The sequence below is a fragment of the Waterburya agarophytonicola KI4 genome (assembly GCF_020640915.1).
Taxonomy (GTDB): domain Bacteria; phylum Cyanobacteriota; class Cyanobacteriia; order Cyanobacteriales; family Xenococcaceae; genus Waterburya; species Waterburya agarophytonicola.
In genome coordinates this window covers 18,353-38,528 of the sequence record NZ_JADWDC010000020.1, presented here as the reverse complement: position 1 = coordinate 38,528, position 20,176 = coordinate 18,353, and the positions used below count along the sequence as shown (strand labels likewise).

14 protein-coding genes are annotated in these 20,176 nt (G+C 38.6%); 9 read left to right on the top strand and 5 right to left on the bottom strand.

Going from position 1 to position 20,176, the window contains the following annotated elements; all coding sequences use genetic code 11:
* Positions 1 to 30: 30 nt before the first annotated feature.
* Positions 31 to 546 carry a hypothetical protein gene (locus I4641_RS10065; RefSeq protein WP_229640385.1) on the bottom strand — a complete coding sequence of 172 codons (516 nt, stop codon included), beginning with the start codon at positions 544 to 546 and terminating at the stop codon, positions 31 to 33.
* Positions 547 to 775: 229 nt separating this feature from the next.
* Here I4641_RS10065 and I4641_RS10060 point away from each other — a divergent pair, with 229 nt between their 5' ends.
* From I4641_RS10060 to fusA, 4 genes are all read left to right on the top strand, one after another.
* Positions 776 to 1,696 carry an NAD(+) kinase gene (locus I4641_RS10060; RefSeq protein ID WP_229640384.1) on the top strand — a complete coding sequence of 307 codons (921 nt, stop codon included), beginning with the start codon at positions 776 to 778 and terminating at the stop codon, positions 1,694 to 1,696.
* Between the two features lie 81 nt (positions 1,697 to 1,777).
* On the top strand, positions 1,778 to 3,535 hold the full coding sequence (locus tag I4641_RS10055; protein WP_229640383.1) for a mechanosensitive ion channel family protein: 1,758 nt from the start codon (positions 1,778 to 1,780) through the stop codon (positions 3,533 to 3,535).
* Between the two features lie 150 nt (positions 3,536 to 3,685).
* Entirely contained in the window at positions 3,686 to 6,268 is a 2,583-nt protein-coding gene (locus tag I4641_RS10050; RefSeq protein ID WP_229640382.1) for a M1 family metallopeptidase, read from the top strand.
* Positions 6,269 to 6,848: 580 nt separating this feature from the next.
* The gene (fusA, locus tag I4641_RS10045) at positions 6,849 to 8,936 is read left to right on the top strand and encodes an elongation factor G (RefSeq protein ID WP_229640381.1); all 2,088 of its coding nucleotides are present in this window, start codon (positions 6,849 to 6,851) and stop codon (positions 8,934 to 8,936) included.
* Positions 8,937 to 9,160: 224 nt separating this feature from the next.
* Here the strand turns inward: fusA and I4641_RS10040 are convergent, their stop codons facing one another.
* On the bottom strand, positions 9,161 to 9,526 hold the full coding sequence (locus I4641_RS10040; protein ID WP_229640380.1) for a hypothetical protein: 366 nt from the start codon (positions 9,524 to 9,526) through the stop codon (positions 9,161 to 9,163).
* A 568-nt stretch (positions 9,527 to 10,094) separates the two neighbouring features.
* Between I4641_RS10040 and I4641_RS10035 the strand changes: the two genes are divergently transcribed.
* On the top strand, positions 10,095 to 11,342 hold the full coding sequence (locus I4641_RS10035; RefSeq protein WP_229640379.1) for a type IV pilus twitching motility protein PilT: 1,248 nt from the start codon (positions 10,095 to 10,097) through the stop codon (positions 11,340 to 11,342).
* A 99-nt stretch (positions 11,343 to 11,441) separates the two neighbouring features.
* On the top strand, positions 11,442 to 12,191 hold the full coding sequence (locus tag I4641_RS10030; protein WP_229640378.1) for a circadian clock KaiB family protein: 750 nt from the start codon (positions 11,442 to 11,444) through the stop codon (positions 12,189 to 12,191).
* Here I4641_RS10030 and I4641_RS10025 read toward each other — a convergent pair.
* Positions 12,188 to 13,513 (bottom strand): J domain-containing protein, encoded by a 1,326-nt coding sequence (locus tag I4641_RS10025; RefSeq protein WP_369426758.1) that lies wholly within the window; start codon positions 13,511 to 13,513, stop codon positions 12,188 to 12,190. The genes I4641_RS10030 and I4641_RS10025 overlap by 4 nt on opposite strands.
* A 369-nt stretch (positions 13,514 to 13,882) precedes the next feature.
* Here I4641_RS10025 and I4641_RS10010 point away from each other — a divergent pair, with 369 nt between their 5' ends.
* A complete protein-coding gene (locus I4641_RS10010; RefSeq protein WP_229640377.1) occupies positions 13,883 to 15,208 on the top strand; it encodes an MFS transporter in 1,326 nt (441 codons plus the stop codon).
* 33 nt (positions 15,209 to 15,241) lie between these two features.
* Here I4641_RS10010 and I4641_RS10005 read toward each other — a convergent pair whose 3' ends face one another.
* Positions 15,242 to 16,327: a response regulator gene (locus I4641_RS10005; RefSeq protein ID WP_229640376.1), complete on the bottom strand. Its 1,086-nt coding sequence runs from the start codon at positions 16,325 to 16,327 to the stop codon at positions 15,242 to 15,244.
* Between the two features lie 316 nt (positions 16,328 to 16,643).
* Here I4641_RS10005 and dprA point away from each other — a divergent pair, with 316 nt between their 5' ends.
* A complete protein-coding gene (dprA, locus tag I4641_RS10000; protein WP_229640375.1) occupies positions 16,644 to 17,753 on the top strand; it encodes a DNA-processing protein DprA in 1,110 nt (369 codons plus the stop codon).
* 88 nt (positions 17,754 to 17,841) lie between these two features.
* Entirely contained in the window at positions 17,842 to 19,563 is a 1,722-nt protein-coding gene (locus tag I4641_RS09995) for a ShlB/FhaC/HecB family hemolysin secretion/activation protein (protein ID WP_229640374.1), read from the top strand.
* Here the strand turns inward: I4641_RS09995 and I4641_RS09990 are convergent, their stop codons facing one another.
* Positions 19,564 to 20,112, bottom strand: a complete 549-nt coding sequence (locus tag I4641_RS09990) for a metal-binding protein (RefSeq protein ID WP_229640373.1) — start codon at positions 20,110 to 20,112, stop codon at positions 19,564 to 19,566.
* Between the last annotated feature and the right edge of the window lie 64 nt (positions 20,113 to 20,176).

Sequence of the window (20,176 nt, the reverse complement as noted above, 5' to 3'; positions counted from 1 at the left end):
TTGAGTTATAAGTCGTCGATCTAGTATTAATTAATAACCCAAGTTGTTGTATGGAATTTCAGCTACTTCTTGATTGTGGGATATTGTTTTTAAACCACTTTTTAGATTTACTTTGGCAGGAGGAATAAATACAGCAGATTCTGGTTTAGAAATAGATAAGCGATTATCTTCGCTGGCATCGTGGGCGATTTGATACTTAATTTTTTCGTTGATTGCAATCAATTCTCTTTCTTGACTTTGTAGGTCTTCGAGATTGCGATATTCCTGACTCCAAAGTTCGGGAATTTTAACTGTAGAGGCATATAATCCGATACTTGCAGCCATCGAAACTAAAGCCAAACCAAAAGAGCCCTTTTGTAATAATGAAAGTAATCTTAATTTTTGAGGTAGTTTACTTTGTTGGGGGAAATTGCGACTCTTAACTACTTTTCTAACTTGTTTTTGGGGTAAATTAGTTAGTTGGCGATGGTATTTTTTTTGTGGCTTAAACTGGGTTTGTGGAGAGTAATATTGGGTTTCTAGATCGGGTTTGCGTAGAGCAGACATATAATAATCTCCATTTTTACAGGAAGTCGTTGGGCGAATTTTAACTCATATTTGAAAAAATGATAAGAGTATAGAGTGAAAATTAATATTGGATTACAAAAAACCATAAATTTTTAACAGAAGACTTTGCAATGTTTTTGTAGTATAAAAAAACGGACAGATTGAGGTAGGGAATTGATTCGCTATTCGTGTCCTTGAGTTAATTAATATTATCTATCTTAGAAACATAGTGGAATTAAAACGTGCGATCGTAGCCTACAAAGCAGGAGATAAGACTAGCAAGCAATGGGCAGAAAAATGTGTTAAAGAGTTAGAAGCTCGTAACTGCAATGTTTTAATGGGGCCTAGTGGCATCAAAGATAATCCTTATCCCGTCTTTTTAGCTTCTTCCTCGGTCAAAATAGACTTGGCAGTAATCTTGGGAGGCGATGGCACAATCTTAGCTGCATCGAGAAATTTAGCCCCTGAGGGCATCCCAATTTTGGCGGTAAACGTGGGGGGACATTTAGGTTTTTTGACCGAGCCCTTTGAATTATTTCAAGATACAGAAGCAATTTGGGAGCGTTTGAGCACAGATCGCTATGCCGTACAAAAGCGGATGATGCTACAGGCACAGTTGTATGAAGGAGAAGGCATTGAATTAACAGCAGTAGGGGAGAAGTTTTATTGCCTTAATGAAATGTGTATCAAGCCTGCCAGTATAGATCGCATGCCTACCTCTATTTTAGAATTAGAAGCAGATGGACAGGTAGTAGATCAGTATAGTGGAGATGGTTTAATCGTTTCAACTCCTACAGGATCTACGGGGTATACTGTTTCGGCTAACGGTCCAATTTTACACCCTAGTATGTGGGCGATCGCAATTACGCCAATATGTCCTTTAAGTCTTTCTGGTCGTCCGTTGGTCTTGCCTCCTGGTAGTACAGTTGGCGTTCGTCCAATTAGGGATTATGAAATTAATACCAAACTCTGGACAGATGGAGCTTTGGGGACAACAATTTGGCCTGGGCAAAGAGTGTCGATCGCCATGGCTAATTGTCAGGCTCACTTTATAATTTTACGCAAAAGTTATTCATTTTATGAAACTCTTCGAGAAAAACTACAGTGGGCAGGAACTAGAGTACATTATCAAGACAAGGAGAAAAGTTGATATTGGAAATTAAAGACAGATAGTAAGCAAACAGACAGACAAAACTAATTGGTAAGTAATATATAAATATATATAGATACAATGTGGTGGAAAAAACTTTCTCAGGTAACTTTGGCAGCAATCACGACTGCCATGATTTTGGTTTTAAATATTAGCCCAGGACTGACTCAATCAGATTTTAATCCTTTTACTTATGATGTCAAGTTTGAGGATTTGAATATTTATACGGACCCAAGTATTCCCAAAGCTCCTTTAGTTATTGATGGCAGAAATATATTATCAGTGAGTAAAGTTGATGGTAATACCGCAGGAGAAAGAGTTGATTTAATCAAGAAGGAATTGCTCGATGCTATTAAAAGTGACAACTTTACTGGAGTGACTATTAAAGAAAAAGATCGACTTCCAGTATTATATTTAGAATTTGATAAACCATCTCAACAAGATTTAGAAGAATCACCAGAGTCAATTACTACTCAAGACCGACGCTATTTGTTTACTGTTACTCAAGAAGATACTATCGGCAAAAAGTCGAACCGCGAAACGGCGGTGGATCTCAAACAAGAAATAGAACAAGCGATCGCTAGAGGAAAACGAGAAAGAAGTTCGGCATATATTCAGCGTCAGGGGATTATTACCGTCGGGTTATTAATTTTGGCACTATTGGGAACGAGACTTTTAGATCAGCTACAAACCTATCCCTTTAGACGAGCAATTCAAAGAGTGATCCCTGGATTGCCTAGCAATACTACTTCTCAACCTTCTAACTTGACTACTTTATTCAGGCTCAAGCTGGGTTTTGCCCAATTTATTCTCTGGGCAGTCACAATTTTTATTATTTTTCGCCTCTTTCCCTGGACGAGACATTGGTTATATCTGCTTTATAGCATAGTAGCTCTCTCCTTCAATAAGTCAGTGTTGAACTTTGGCGGGGATGATTTTTCAATTATCGAACTACTACTTTTTGTTGGTTTGTTGATTGCAGCCATTATTGCCAGTAGTTACATAGCCAATTTACTGCGTACCAAGATTTTACAAGTTACCAGAATGACCAGGGGTTCGCAAGAAATCATCTCGATTGTGACCAAATATGGGTTGATTGCCTTGGCGACCATAATTTTGCTTCAAGCATATGGCTTAAATCTTAGCTCTCTGGCATTGATCGGTAGTGCTTTGGGTGTGGGTATTGGTTTTGGTTTACAAGATATTGCCCGCAACTTTGCCAGTGGGATTGTTTTGCTGTTTGAACGTTCGGTACAGGTGGGTGATTTTATCCAGGTGGGAGATCATTTAGGGGTAGTAGAAGAAGTCCGCACCCGCAGTATTGTTTTAAAAACTTTAGATCGAATTTCGATTATCGTCCCGAATTCTCGATTTCTCAGCGAGGAAGTAATCAACTGGAATCATCGTCGAAGTGTTTCTCGTTTACACCTTCCCATTGGAGTCGCTTATGGTTCGGATGTGGCTAAAGTTAAATCTGCGTTGATTCAAGCAGCAGAAGAACATTTAGAAGTCTTGCGCAATCCGCCACCCCAAGTATTTTTTACAGCATTTGGGGATAGTTCTCTTGATTTTGAATTATTGGTTTGGACATCCGATCCTAGTCGTCAAGCACCCCTTAAAAGCGATCTTTGTTTTCGGATTGAAGAAATTTTTCGCGAACAGCAAATAGATATTCCCTTTCCTCAAAGAGATATTAATATTGCTCCTGAAGGATTGCCTATTAAGCTTCCTCCCCAATTGGAAGGTCATTTACTTTATTTATTGAAGGCTTTAGTTTCCCAGCAATATAGCAATAATAAAACCAATAAAGAACAGGGAACGGGAACTAACAAAAATTAGCAAAGTTTATTAAAAGCATGAAGTATATAAACCAAAGTGTTGATTAATAATTGTTCGGAATTCTTGTTAATCTAGCGATCGCTTTGGCTTAATTTTGCAGGATTAGATATTCTAATCAATAACGGTATATTGCAATTATCTCATCAGTTTATGTCTCATTTCTATTTCGATGCAGAAGAAAAAACTAGGTCTTTTGAACTTCCAGGTGCAAAACCCCACTACAACCCAGATCGCCCTGGACAGGTTGACCATATTTTTCTCGATCTAATTCTTGATATTCCCAATCAAAGTTTTAAAGGGACTTGTACTACGACTATTACCCCCGTGCGTCCTGGTATTACTCATTTAACTATGGATGGGGTGGATTTGACTATTGAGTCAGTGTTAATTGATGGTATAAGTCAAGAGTTTGATTATGATGGGGAAGAAGTAGAAATTTATTTACAGCAGCCTACTACTGATGCAGCAATTAAAGTAGAGATTGCCTATTCTGTGGATCGTCCCCAACGAGGACTATATTTTATTACTCCAGACGAAGACTATCCCAGCAAGCCAACTCAGGTATGGACTCAGGGAGAAGATGAAGATTCTCGTTTTTGGTTTCCTTGTTTTGATTATCCTGGTCAATTGGCTACTTCAGAAATACGAGTACAAGTACCAGTAGGCTTTAGGGCGATTTCCAACGGGGAATTGATTAATAAAGAAGAGGTGGATAATGGAGTTATTTATCATTGGTCGCAACAGCAAGTACATCCTACTTACCTGATGACTCTAGCAGTGGGAGATTTTGCCGAAATAGCCGACGAGTGGCGAGGAAAACCTATCACTTACTATGTGGAGAAAGGAAGGGAGGAAGACGGAAAGCGCAGCATGGGTAAGACTCCCCGCATGGTTGAGTTTTTATCCCAGAAGTATGGTTATGAGTATCCCTATCCTAAATACGCCCAGGTATGCGTTGATGACTTTATCTTTGGCGGGATGGAAAATACTTCTACTACCCTGTTAACAGATCGTTGTTTGTTGGACGAACGGGCAGCAGCGGATAATATGAGGACTGAGAGTTTAGTATTGCACGAACTGGCTCATCAGTGGTTTGGTGACTTGGTAGTAATTAAACATTGGTCCCACGCCTGGATTAAAGAGGGTATGGCTTCCTATGCAGAAGTATTTTGGACGGAAGAGGAATATGGTCAAGATGATGCTGCTTATTATCTATTAAACGAAGCCCGCAGTTATATCGCTGAAGATAGTACTCGCTATCGTCGTCCTATAGTTACTAATGTCTACCGCGAAGCGATCGAATTATATGACAGACATCTTTATGAAAAGGGTGCTTGTGTCTATCATATGATTAGGGCAATACTAGGAGACGATCTTTTTGATAAGGCGATTCAAACCTTTGTACGGGACAATGCCCACAAGACAGTAGAAACGGTAGACTTATTGCGGGCGATCGATAAAGCAACTGGTTACAATTTGATGTTTTTGTTCGATCAATATGTCTTTCGTGGCGGTCATCCTGACTATCAAGTGGGATATTCTTGGGATGGGGATAGTAAGCTGGCGAAGTTAACCGTTACCCAAAAGCAAGCGAAAAAAAATAGTGAGAGTAAAGAGTTATTCGATCTGAAAATTCCTGTAGGGTTTGGCTACATTACAAAAAATTCTCCTCAACCTGAATATAAAACTTTTACCCTTCGCATCCATCAAGCAGAACAAAGTTTTTATTTCCCTCTGGAAAAGAAACCTAGTTTTGTTAGCTTTGATGTCAACAATAATTTCCTTAAAACCGTAAGTCTAAAATACCCCGTTGCGGAACTTAAAAAACAATTACAACACGACCGAGATCCTGTTTCTAGAATCTATGCTGCTGGTGCTTTAAGCAAAAAAGGTGGACTAGAAGTGGTTAAATCTCTAGCTAATTCTTTAACGGAAGATTCGTTTTGGGGAGTACGAGTAGAAGTAGCTAAAAAGCTGGGCAATATCAAGCTTAATCAAGCTGCTGCTGCTTTAACCGAAGGCTTAAAAGATCGAGATGCAAGAGTGCGATGTGCAGTCATTACTGCTTTGAGTAATTTCAAACATCCTCTTACCTACGATACTATTGCTGATGCTCTCCAACAAGGAGATTCCAGTTACTATACAGAGGCTGCTGCTGCCAGAAGTATTGGGGGAATGGTATCGGGTAATCTTAAAACCAAACAAAAAGAAGCGATCGCTTTACTTAAAACAATTTTAGAACAAAGACAGGGTTGGAATGAAGTAGTGCGTGGTGGCGCGATCGCAGGATTGAGTAAAATGAAGACATCAGCTGATGCTGCGGATCTGATTATGGAATACACTAAGTTAGGTATTCCTCAAGCCTTGAGACTGGCTTCTATTCGCTGTTTGGGTACTATTTCTACTGGTCAAACTCCTGAAAAGTTAGGGGAGATTTTGGAAAGATTGGAAGCGATCGCAGGAGAGTCTTTTTTCTTAACTCAGATAGCCGTTGTCGTTGCATTGGAACAGATGCAAACCTCCCAAGCTATAACTATCCTCAATGAGTTAGCAGCCCAAACCCCCGATGGAAGAGTACGTCGTCGCGCTGAAGAGGCTGTAACTAAAGTACAGAAAAACTTAGGTACAGATAAGGCGGTTAAAGAGTTACGTCAAGAAATTGATAAACTCAAACAAACCAACCAAGATCTTCTTAGTCGTTTGGCTAAGTTGGAAGCAACTAACATTGAGTAACTGATGATTGTGCAAAAATACGCATATAGCTTTCTTGAATTGTAAAAAAATAAGCTATACTAATTTGGGTAAAGAAAAGTAGCCTCTCTTATCAGAAGCAAGGGACAATGAATATCTAGATACAGCCATTGACAAACTAATTTCCACAAAGCGAACGAAACATTTTGTAGCTTAGGATGATTCTCTTCATGGTTAAATCAAGTGTATCTGCTGGTTGCCAAACTTCGATGGCTCATTATTTTCGATTCCAACTCAACCCTAATGTTAATTAAATAATAGTCAAAGATGCGATCGCCCTTGGAGTATAGTTCGGCGATTACGCAATCTCTTGTCGTAACCTCTAGCTGTACCCCAGGGTAAATATATCTTATTATTATTTAATAATTAGCATTATAATGAGCATCGCTGCCATCAGAAATTAGCTTGGCTGCACAAAATTCATTATTGCGGTTGAAATCCAAACCCCAAGTGGTTAGATCTGACCATGTTATGACCTCATAAAATAGCACTTAAACAGCTGCCTTTTCGGTATGCTAGGCGATCGCGAGGTCAGTATTAATCATAAAAATTATAGACAAAAATGAAAGACCTTTCTCGATATCGGAACATAGGCATCTTCGCCCACGTAGATGCTGGTAAAACAACGACCACTGAAAGAATCCTCAAGCTTACTGGTAAGAGTCACAAAATCGGTGAAGTACATGATGGAGAAGCAACAACTGACTTCATGGATCAAGAGAAAGAGCGTGGTATTACTATTCAGTCTGCTGCCACTAGCTGTTTTTGGAAAGATCATCAGTTAAATATCATTGATACTCCTGGTCACGTAGATTTCACTATTGAAGTTTACCGTTCCTTGAAAGTACTTGATGGTGGTGTTGGTGTGTTCTGTGGTTCGGGTGGGGTTGAACCTCAGTCTGAAACTAACTGGCGTTATGCTAACGATTCTAAAGTGGCTCGTATTATTTACGTCAATAAATTAGATCGTACTGGTGCTGATTTTTATAGCGTATGCAAACAAGTTAAAGAAATTCTGGCTGCCACTCCTCTAATCATGGTGTTGCCCATCGGGGTTGAAAATGATTTCGTTGGGGTAGTCGACCTACTCACTGAAAAAGCTTGGATTTGGGATGATTCTGGTTTGCCAGAAAATTATGAAATCCAAGATGTCCCTGCGGATATGGTCGATCAAGTAGCAGAATATCGGGAACAGTTAATCGAAACTGCGGTAGAACAAGACGATGATTTGATGGAGAAATATCTCGAAGGAGAAGAACTTTCCATCGATGAAATCAAAGGTTGTATCCGCAAAGGTACTCGCGATTTGGCTTTCTTCCCTACTTACTGTGGTTCTTCCTTTAAAAACAAAGGCGTGCAGAATGTCTTGGATGCAGTAGTTGACTATCTACCCAATCCTACAGAAGTTCCCCCTCAGCCTGAAGTTGACTTAGAAGGTAACGAAACTGGTAAATATGCCATTGTTGACCCTGAAGGCCCTTTCCGCGCTTTGGCATTCAAAATCATGGACGATCGCTATGGTGCATTGACCTTTACTCGGATCTACTCTGGTACTTTAAATAAAGGTGAATCTGTCCTCGATACTGCCACAGGCAAAACCGAGCGTGTGGGACGGATGGTAGAAATGCACGCCGATTCTCGCGAAGAAATTGATTCCGCCCAAGCAGGAGATATTATTGCGATCGTTGGTTTGAAAAACATCCAAACAGGACACACTCTTTGTGACCCCAAAAATCCTGCCACACTAGAGCCGATGGTCTTCCCAGATCCTGTAATCTCGATCGCAGTAACACCAATGAACAAAGGTGCTTCTGAGAAAATGGGTGTAGCTCTTAGTAAGATGGTTCAAGAAGATCCTTCTTTCTATGTGGAAACAGACTTTGATAGTGGCGAAACTATTATTAAAGGTATGGGGGAACTTCACCTAGATATAAAGGTGGATATCCTTAAGCGTACTCACGGTGTTGAAGTAGAAGTTGGTAAGCCTCAAGTAGCTTATCGCGAGTCCATAACCAAGGTAATTGAAGACAGCTATACTCACAAAAAACAATCTGGCGGTTCTGGTCAGTTTGGTAAAATTGATTATACTATTGAGCCTGGCGAACCTGGTTCTGGGTTTGAGTTTGAGTCTAAAGTTACTGGTGGTAACGTTCCTCGTGAATTTTGGCCCGCAGTTGAAAAAGGCTTTGCTCAAAGTATTGAAAAGGGTGTTTTGGCTGGTTTCCCTTGTGTGGATTTGAAAGTAACCCTCAAAGATGGTTCTTTCCACCCTGTCGATTCTAGTGCGATCGCTTTTGAGATTGCTGCTAAGTCTGGCTATCGTCAAACTCTACCTAAAGCTGGCCCGCAAATTCTTGAGCCAATTATGAACGTAGATGTATTTACTCCCGACGATCATATGGGAGATGTTATTGGCGATCTTAACCGTCGTCGTGGCATGATTAAGTCACAAAACTCTACTCCTATGGGTGTCCGCATCAAAGCAGACGTTCCTTTGAGTGAAATGTTTGGTTACATTGGTGACTTGCGTACTATGACTTCTGGTCGCGGTCAATTCTCGATGGAATTCGATCACTATTCTCCTTGTCCTAAGAACGTTGCTGAAGAAGTGATTGCAGAAGCCAAAGAGCGTCAAGCAGCTAAATCTTAGAGATCGATCTAACTAACATTAAAGATTAAACATCGAACAATTATAGTAATTGTTCGTTAATCATAAAAATCCTGTCTAGGATTAATTCCTAGACAGGATTTGATTTTTGATTCATGAGTAGTAAACAAATTTGTAGCGAAATCGATCGAATCAAACCCTCGCAAAAAAAAGGCTGAAAAATAATATGTTTTTTCAACCCTAACAACTTATTTATATTTTGCTTATTAAATGTTTGTTTCAAACTGACAAGTTAGAGGACATGAAGCGTATACAGGGGTATGAGCTAAATTATTTTGTCCGTGCAACCAGCTCAACCAGCTTACTTGTTCGGGATAAATTCCTTTGAAAGCTAAAATCGCTGCGCCAACCAAAACCACTCCAACATTTAAAGCAAAAATACTTCCCGTAACTACTAATACAGCACTAGCAGGAATTACTGTTTGTAAAATAATTGTTGCTAAAATGCCCACCATTACCACTAATGCACCTACAGGAAAGCCAACTACTAGCAAGCAAACTGTAAGAGTGAAACTCCAAATTAAAAAACTTTTGACTAGATCTAAGTAACTATTCTTTTGTACTAATTCCATTATTTTAAGACTCAACAACAACAACAACAACAAAAGATATTTTTGAGCAGGATCGGCTCTTTTATATCGTTATGATTAAGTATAAGAAACTCTAATCTATAAAACAATTTTTTTAAATATAATTTTACATTTGCCCTAATAATCTGCGATAAGGATTTTATTTTAATCGGCTTTTATCGCGATCCCCAATTGTTTACAGGGTTTTTTGATTATTTAATCATGTATACAAAAAAATACCAGTATTGTTAAATACTCTGGATCTCTCAAATATTTATTTTCATTACATTTGTTAAGTATTAATGCTTATAGCGCGTTTGAACTATTGTTTTCTGAATCAGAAACTAAACATTTTTCAGGCAAATATTTTTATCAAAGTAATTTTTTAATTTCAAAAAAATGTTTTTTATTACAATTAATTACAAAAAATATTATAGCCAATTAAATATGTAATAAATCAAGCAAATCTAGACTAGATAAGCCATTTGATTCCAAAATAGCTGGTTAGAAACTTCAAAAAAATGGGCATACTAAATCTAGAAAAGATAACATTCAAAATAACAATAATAAAATGAATCAGAATACAGGTTCGCGACCATTGCCCCCACCTCCGCCATCAACTTTGGGAAGAACTAGTAATAATCCATCCAATGCTAAGTTTGGAAAAACACAAGATTCTCATGTTGCTAAAACCAAAGCAGAAACTAAGACAGAAACCAAGGTAGAAACCAAAATTATTCGTCCCAAACGCTCTTCTGGTCAACCTTCTTTGGAATATATTATTAAAAAAGCGTACGATCAAGGATATTCTGATATACATCTAGGAGTCGAAGAAGTACCAAGGATGCGCGATCGCGGTGAAATGGCATTGACCGAATATCCCAAAACCGATCTCAATACCTTCATGAGTTGGGTACACGAAGTTTTAACTGATGAAGAGGTTGCGAGGTTTAAAACAGAACTAGAATTTGACGGGGCTACCCAATACGAATTTGCTCGGGTTAGGATCAATATCTTTGATACTTTACGTGGCCCCGCCTTAGTAATGCGTCTCATTCCCCTAAAAATTCTTACTATGGAACAATTGGGGTTGCCTCCTGTATTTCAAGACATTTCAGACGCTCACAAAGGACTAGTGCTAGTAACAGGGCCTACAGGTTCGGGTAAATCTACTACTATGGCTGCAATGGTAGATTATATCAATAACGAACATGCCAAACACATCATTACAATTGAAGATCCGATTGAATTCGTTCATCAAAGTAAACGTTCTTTGATCAAACAAAGAGAAGTAGGAATCAATACTCTCAAGTTTGATAATGCCCTCAAAGCATCTTTAAGGGAAGACCCCGATATCATCTTAGTAGGGGAAATGCGGGATAAAGAAACTGTCAATACTGCTCTTAAAGCAGCACAAACAGGTCACTTGGTCATGGGAACATTGCACACTAATAGTGCCGTTAAAACCATTGAAAGGATTTTGACCCTCTACAGTGCGGAAGAACAAGATGCCATGCGAGTTGCTATTTCCGAATCTTTAGTAGCTGTAATTTCTCAGGGTTTGTGTCGTACCACCGATGGTAAACGAGCTGCATATCATGACATTATGGTAAATACCGAAACTGTCAAAGACTATATCAAACAAGGTAAATATGACGACATTCACAATTTGATGCAAGATGGTGAATATGACGGTATGATTACAACCAATCAAGCATTATTCACTCTTTATGAAGAAGGCAGAATCACAGAAGAGACTGCTTTGGAAATGTCTCCTACAGCTAATGAAATGGCAATGATGCTGCGAGGAAGAGTTTAACATTTAACATTCAACATTTAACATTTAGGTCTAAAATAAGACTGCTCTTGATACAGCAAAAAAGAGTTTTCAGCAAAGATAGTCAATGATAAATGATAAATGGTAAATGTTTTACCCAACATCTTCAAAGCTATTGCTTTATTCACCCCTGGGGGGGATCTGATTTACGGTATAGATACCAATAAACAGGCTCAATGGCATAGCGATCTGTGCTTGGGTTTGCAAAAAAAATGGGGTTTGGACGATTCACCCCATTTTTTAGTCCCTGGATATAGTGCAACTGTCGAGCGTTGGTTCAATCCTCAGACTCAACAAATAGAAACCATTGCAGAAGTTTATCCTCCCACCGAACGTTATATTCCCCTCTTACAAGTATTATTTAATCTAGAAATAAACACGACATGGCATATTGCCCCTTGGCAAGAAGAACATTGTAATCGTGCGATAATTGAAACTTATAAGACCCACTTTCCTCAACTTTGGGAACAACGGGATTTAATCATTCGCCTCGATCGCACTGTTGTCAATTCCGATCGAGTATCCCAGACCGCCGAGCTTATAGAGAGTGATAATAATCATAGTAGTAGTTATGTTTTACGTCTATTTATTTCTGGCGATCGCCCTAGTGCCGAACAAATTTTAAGTAGCATACACCAACTGTTAGAACAAGGCTTAGATAGTCCTTATACCCTTAAAGTCATAGATATCGATAAGCATCCTCAACAAGCAGCGATCCACCAAATAACTGTAACTCCCACATTAGTTAGAGTATTGCCCAAGCCAGTTAGGAGAATTGTTGGAAAATTAGATGATATTCAGCGAATATTAAACATTATCAGCAGTTTTTAGTAAAAGATAAAACCAGATATCAATGACAGACAAATATAACTGTTAACTCCCAACATCAAAGCTACAGTCAGGGCTGCTTTAGATTCGGAGATATTTAGTATTTGAGTATAGCCAGCGTTTAGGCTGAGTGCGCTATAAGCAAAACCCAAAAGAGCTAAAGGTATAGTAAAAGAAAATTCAGATAAGGGAATAAATCCAATCGACAGGCTTGTCAAAGCCAGAGGTACAATTGCAACACCCCCAATAAAAACATCCGTAGAAAAACGTCCTCGATGGTGAAGCCCAAAGCGCATAATGCTACCCGTAGCTACCAAGCTAACAAAGGGGATCGTACCAATGAGGAATAACTGCCAAATTCCCATAATTGCGGGCAATCCAACCATAAAATAGGTACAAACAAAACATAAGCTAGAAAATAAGCCATAAATAGTCCCTACTTGTTTTGATTGTTGACTATTCAGACGAGAAAATGCAGGTAATAAACCTCCTCCAGGATTGAATAGAGAAAGACTTAAAGTCATCAATAAATTATGAACTAGATTATCAAACCAGCCAGAAATTCGATTATTTTTAGTTAGTTCGTTAATAATTTCTTGACTACGACGATAGGCTTCATAATTTTTCTGAAGACGGAAAAGCTCGGCTGCTTTATTGAAATCGTCAATTGCAGAAGAAACAACTAACATTTCTTTATAAGCAATTCCTCGATAATAATAAGCTTGAGGATAATTACTATCATGAGAAATCGCCAGATCGTAAGATTCAATAGCTGGCTGAGTATAACCCAAACTGTACCGCGCTCTTCCTTGATAATAATGCGCTTTGGCTACCTTGGGATTGATACTAAATATTTGATAGCAATCGTCTAAAACTCCCTGATTATCCCCCATTTTATAGCGCATTTCGCATCTTTTGAGATAAGCATCAATAAATTTGGGATTGAGTTTGATTGCTTGGGTATAATCTTCGATCGCTTGACGATATTCTTTGTTTTGAGTCCTTAAGCCACCACGACGATAAAAATCCTGGGCTGTCTTAGGACTAAACCCATGACTAGTATTCTCTCGACTAGTGTGGTGAGTTTTCGATTGCTTTTGATTAAAAGAAGAACGGAGATCGTAGCGACGACGTTTGGTGGAGTCAGATAAAACATCATAAGCTTGAGAAATTTGCTTGAATTTCTCAGCAGAAATTGGATCGTCTGGATTTAGGTCAGGATGATACTGACGAGCTAAACGACGAAAAGCTGCTTTAATTTCCTTGATATCAGCATTTGGGGACACGCCCAAAGCGAAGTAGTAGTTATCTGTGTAATTCTCCACCCTTGCCATTAATTATTCTTGTTTTAATCGCTACTAATTATTATTGAGCCAGCTTATTTTCCCTTCATCATAAGGTAACAGGCTAGTTATAGAAAGTCACCATCCAAGATTTTATAATCTTGAAATAAAAAGTATTGAAATACTGATATGATAGCTTGTGTTTTAAGTATAAATACTTATTCAAGCTGAAAAAGATAGATGTAGCGTACAATGTTAATCTCAAAATCCCATCGGTATTTTTGGCAGACAAAAATCACTAGGGTATACTGTTGAGACTTTGTATAAATAGATCTATCTACCCATTACACTACTTGTTATCTCACTGCTAAATGCACTCATGTTGGCTGATAAACGAATATTTAAAACTATATGCAAACTTTCTTTATTGTCTGGATCGGACAAGTTATTTCATTATTAGGGTCTAAATTAACCGAATTTGCTTTAGGATTTTGGATTTTAGATCGAACATATCAAGACACGGGAACGATCACTCAATTTGCCTTGACTATCTTGTTTATGTATCTCCCGAAAGTAATTATTTCTCCGTTGGCAGGGGTTCTGGTAGATCGCTGGAATCGTCGTTCAGCAATGATTATGAGCGATTTGGGAACGGGAATAGTAACTTTGGCTGTATTTTTCTTGGTCGGTTCAAATAACCTGGCAATTTGGCACATTTATTTGGCATTGACTATTACTTCTAGTTTCAATGCTTTCCAACAGCCAGCTTATATAGCAGCAATCTCTCAATTAGTTACTGCTAAAAACTTAAGTCGTGCTAACGGGATGGTTCAAGCCTCGTTTGCGATCGCCAAAATTGCGGCTCCAGCGATCGCGGGTTTATTAATGAAATTTTGGGGTTTAAAAACCATCTTATCGATCGATATTGTTACATTCACGATCGCGATAGTTACTTTATTGAGCGTCAAATTTCCTGATTTCAAGCGATTTACCAGAAGGAGGCGCAAAGTTGTCCATCAGGTAGCTTCTGATGCCGTTGCTGCTTGGAATTACATCGCTCTTAGACCAGGCTTAGTCCGTTTGGTATGTTTTATTGCCATCAGTTATTTTACGATGGGAATGCTAGAAGTCGTTTTATGGCCTTTATTGTATCAGCCAGGGTCTACCGAACAATTGGGTTTTGTCCTGTCTGTTGGCGGCTGTGGCATGCTTGTCGGTAGCGTTTTGATGAGTCTTTGGTCTGGACCTCAAAATCGAGTCAAGGCAATTATTAGCTTTGTTGGTTTCCAGGGAATTATTATCTTAATCGGCGGTCTTAAAATTTCTACCTTTATTTTGGCTATCGGTATTTTTGGCTATTTGTTTTCTCAACCAATTATTGTTAGCTGTAATCAGGCAATTTGGCAAAGTAAAGTACCCAGTCGGCTGCAAGGTCGAGTATTTGCTCTGCAACAGACTTTAGAAAGATCCTTGGCTATTTGTGCTTATTTATTAGCAGGTCCTTTAGTAGATAATGTTTTAAACCCTTTGATGGCAGAAGGTGGCATCATAGCGCAAAGCATTAGCAAATTCATTAATACTGGGATGGGACAGGGAGTTACATTACTTTTAGTACTATTGGGACTTCTCAATTTAACTGTTGTTGCGATCGCCTATAGAGAACCTCGTCTGCGATATTTGGAGACAGAATTACCTGATCGCAATAAGTTTAATCAAACTAAAACTACCCCTGCCTAAAAATTTTGAAGATCTAGATTTTTGCGGTAATTTTTAGATCTTTCCCACAATAATAACTACTGCTGCTCCCAATAAGATAAACCCCAGATTCCACAATAGATCTTGTTTTTGCTTTTGTTTGAGTAAGGATTTTAGTTTTGATTGGTATTTAGTCAATCGAGACTTCAATTGAGCTATTTGGGGTTTATAACGGGAAATCCTGGGGTTAGCCCCCAACTTTGTTAAATATTTGGCGACGGGTGCAGTTTTCTTCTTTGTTTTACTACTATTGATGGGAAATTTATATTGTTCTAGAGAGGAATGTTTGATAACGGTTGTCAGAGCAGTTTGATTGACAACGGAAGGCGATTTTTCGCCAGAAGTTTCTGGATCTATCTGTTCCAAGGTTGTGGAATCAGGTATATTTGGGGAGAAATTTGCTAGTTTTTTGACAACATAATTAGATGTTGCATCAGGTTTTGATAATTTAGATGCAACTTTTGTTGATGGTAATGTAGTTTTAGATTTTGTGACTACAGATTCCGCTTTTTCTGCTGGTTCTTCGGGTGTTTTAAATTTAGTCGAACTTATCTCTTCATCCAAACTAATAGTATTTTTAGACCGATCTTTTTGATTTTTTACTAAACTGCTGTCTCGTTCTAATTGTGAATCATCTGGTTTTTTATCCCCGTATTTTACATTTGAGGAAGTTTGTTTGACTTTAATATTTTGGCGATCAAAAACTTTGGCTAACAACCTGGAATCTATTTGAGAATAACCGTTATTAACCGCTAAAATTGCCTGTTTAAGATCGGTCATCAAACTGGTTTTGAGTAAGTAGCCTTTTGCCCCAGCCATTAATGCAGCCATGATATATTTTTTATCTTCATGGCTGCTGAGAATAATGACTTTAGTTTGTGGCGATATACGATTGATATATTTAGTAGTTGTAATACCATTCATTCCAGGCATTTCAATATCTAATAAGACAACATCGGGCTTAAGTTGAGGAATCTGTTTGATTGCATCGCGACCATCTTCGACTGTACCAATAACATTAAATTCCATATCTCGATCTAAAAGAGATTTGATGCCCTGTTGAACTAGATTTTGATCGTCTACTATTAAAATGCGAATCATTTTAGGCTTAAATTGAGTTTATTAAATATGGTTGAATTATTGATTTTAAATAATTTTAATAAGTATTCTCTCAGAAAATCGGTAACGTTATCGACTATCTAAAAATTGTTTTTGTGCAATCATCTCCAAAAATATACCAAGACAATAAAAGAAGCACTTTAAAAGATTGATGAGATACCCAATTATTATCAATTTTTGTCCGCCGATTTTAATCTATTTTTTGGTTCTATTGACTCAAATTATCAAATCGAGCGAAATATAAACTAGATTAGAACTCTTAAGGGAACTAACTTAATTTAGTAAAAAGTGAAGATCGATGGAACAAGAAAGAGCTTATTGGTTAGCGTGGTCGCAAATTTCGGGAATTGGAGCAATTTCTCTGAAAAAAATCTATCAACACTTTGGTTCTCTCCAACAGGCTTGGCACGCTGAGGCGATCGCTTTTGCTGAAATTGAAGGTTTGGGCGGTAAAGTTGCCATGGCTATTCAACAGAAAAGAAACAAGATAGATCCAGAAGCATTACTCTCGCGATACCTAGAGCAAAATCCCTTGTTTTGGACGCCAACAGATCCAGAATATCCTCGTCTATTATTAGAAATTCCTGGTCCGCCACCCCTACTATATTATTCGGGACGAGTCGAATCAAAGGAAAACAGCGGAATTACCCCAATGATTGGGATTGTAGGAACGCGCAATCCTACCGAATATGGTAAACGTTGGACAAAAAAAATTACTCAAGCCCTAGTACAACACGGCTTTGGCATTGTATCGGGAATGGCAGCAGGAATAGACACCATAGCCCACCATAGTTGTTTGTCAGCACAGGGGAGAACTATCGCTGTTTTAGGTACGGGGGTGGATACAGTCTATCCCCACAGCAATCGCACTCTTCATCAAAGGTTGCAGAATGAAGGCTTAATTATTAGTGAATATCCTTCCCAGACTCCACCAGATCGGGGTCACTTTCCCGCCCGCAATCGCATTATTGCAGGATTGTGTCGTGGAGTAATAATCATTGAAGCTCCAAAACGTTCGGGGGCTTTAATTACGGCTCGTTTTGCCAACGAATTTGGTCGCGATGTCTATGTTTTACCAGGCTCTTTAGATAATACTCAATCTCTAGGTTGTCTGACCCTACTCAACTCTGGAGCGCATATAATCTTAGGGATAGAAGAGTTGTTAGAAATGTTAGGTACAATGCCTTGTTTGGATCTGGTAGCACCTCAAGCTAAGGTAGCACCTCAACTAGAACCAAATTTAGAGAGTATCTATCGGCTTATTGATGAAAAATCCATATCTTTAGATACAATTGTCGAGCAAACTGGCAAAAATACGGGAGAAGTTCTGGCTGCTTTATCTCAGCTAGAGTTAATGGACTTAATCGTTCAGTTACCAGGAATGCGATATCAAATTAGTGGCAGTTAATAACTGTTTTTAACTAACCATCGCGTTATCTATGGGGTATTTTTGGGAATGCTATGAAAGTGGCTCTATATCCAACATAGTTACCAATATGTTTGTACCAAATACTTTTTGGCAACAGTTAAGCTCAAACCAATTCTTCAAGGTCAATATCAACTATAATTCTTTATCATTTTTATCAATTTATTTATTGGCATTAATTGCAAGCTGTGGGGAATTGCAGCCATTAAACGCAGCAGAAGTTAGTCCGCCACAGAAGAAAGCGAATTTATTAACTCAATCTCCAGGCGATGGAACTATTGCTCAAGATTCTAACTCTAATGATGTTCCCGAACAAATCGTCGTCAAGAGTTTTGATATAGTTGGCAGTAGTGTTTTTAGCGATCGCGAATTAGATAAAGCGATCGAGTCTTATCGAGATCGCCCTCTTACTTTGCCAGAATTATTTCAAGCCAGAAGTATTATTACAAAGTTATATACCGATAAGGGCTACGTTAATTCAGGTGCTTATATCCCTCCCCAAGAATTAGATAATGGTACGGTAAAAATTGCCGTTCTCGAAGGCAAATTAGAAGGCATCAATGTTTCTGGTACAGAACGTCTGACTCCTAAATATATTTCCTCTAGAATTGAAGCTGCTGCGGGAAAACCAGTTAATATTGAGTCTCTGTTAGCTGCACTACAACTATTGCGCCTCGATCCCTTAATTAATAATGTTTCGGCGGAATTATCAGCAGGAATTGAACCAGGAACGAGTTTGTTGGATATTCAAATTGAAGAAGCAGATGTATTTAGTATATCGACTAGCTTTAACAACAAAAAATCCCCCAGCGTTGGCTCAAATCAAAGATCTGCCAGTTTCAATCATGGTAATCTCTTAGGAATAGGCGATCGCTTTGATTTTAATTTTAGTAATACCGAAGGTAGCAATAGTTTTGACTTTGGTTATAGTCTGCCCTTCAATTCTAAAAATGGCACGATTAAGGCAGCTTATGGCACTAATTCTAATGATGTCGTCGAAGATCCTTTCACTCCCATCGATCTAGAATCCCAATCCCGTTATTTTGAGTTAAATCTGCGTCAACCTTTAGTATTAAAGCCCAACCAAGAGTTTGCCATGGGAATTAGTTTTTCTCGTAGCGAAAGTGAAACTTTTTTACAAAACGATGGCTTTTTTCTGTCTCGCGGTGCTAACGAAGATGGAGAAACCAGAATTAGTGCGGTTCGACTATTGCAAGAATATGTCAATCGAGATGACAAAAAAGTTCTAGCTTTTCGTTCTCAATTTAGTTTGGGTATTGATGCTTTTAATGCCACTATCAATGATGGTGATGTTCCTGATAGTACTTTCTTTGCTTGGCGGGGACAAGGCCAATGGGTAAGACGATTGGATGAAGACTTTTTGTTTTTATTACGGGGCGATGTTCAAGTTGCAGGAGGAAGCCTTGTACCCCTAGAACAATTTAGGGTAGGTGGTGTCAATAGTGCTAGAGGCTATCGCCAGGATCTTAGCTTGGGAGACAGCGGTGCATTCGCCTCAGCAGAATTACAAATACCTGTTCTAAGATTTAAGAAAATTGATGGTCTAGTTCAGATCGCACCTTTTTTTGATATCGGTACGTTATGGAATACTGACGAAGTAGAAATTGCCAACGCAACTTTACCTTCTTTGGGGTTGGGGTTGAATTTTGCCATGGGAACTAGATTTAATGCCCGTTTGGATTGGGGAATTCCTTTAGTGGATGTGGAAACTACGAGAGACTCTCTGCAAGAAAATGGAGTACATTTTGCAGTCGATTATAGTTTCTTTTGATTACCGTTTGATTTTAGTGACTTTAACTGTTTTTCTGGGCTTTTTGTTCAAACGTTTTTTGTGACTAGAACTAATCCAATCGCTGATGCTGTGGCTCATTGCACCTAATTCCAGACCCATGAAAAGAGCGATAGTTTCTCGATCGCGATGATGGGTTAACAGATGAAACTTACTCCCGACAAAATCTTGCCAATTCCAACTAAAACCAAACAATAATTGAGCAAAACCAACTACAAAAATAGCAATTCCAGCTACAAAGAGAAACAAGTATAGAACCCTCAGACAAGTACCAATAATTAAACCGTGAGAAAATAAAGAACGATGGCGCAATAGCTTGCGATATGGCAGCCAAATTCCTCGCAATAAGCCCCAGCGTTGGAATTGTATCGAGCGAATATCGAGGTCGGGGCCAAACATCAAGCCACTAAATAAAAAACCCCCAGATACAAGTAAAGTCAAGTCTCCATTGCGAGTTAAACCATAGGTAATGCTAGCTACCCAGGGGAGCGTCCAAAGAGTAATGCGATCGTGGGTTGTACCAGAGGGCATATCAATTATCGATTATCATTTATCATTTACCATTTATGATTTACCATTTATCATTTGTCACTCA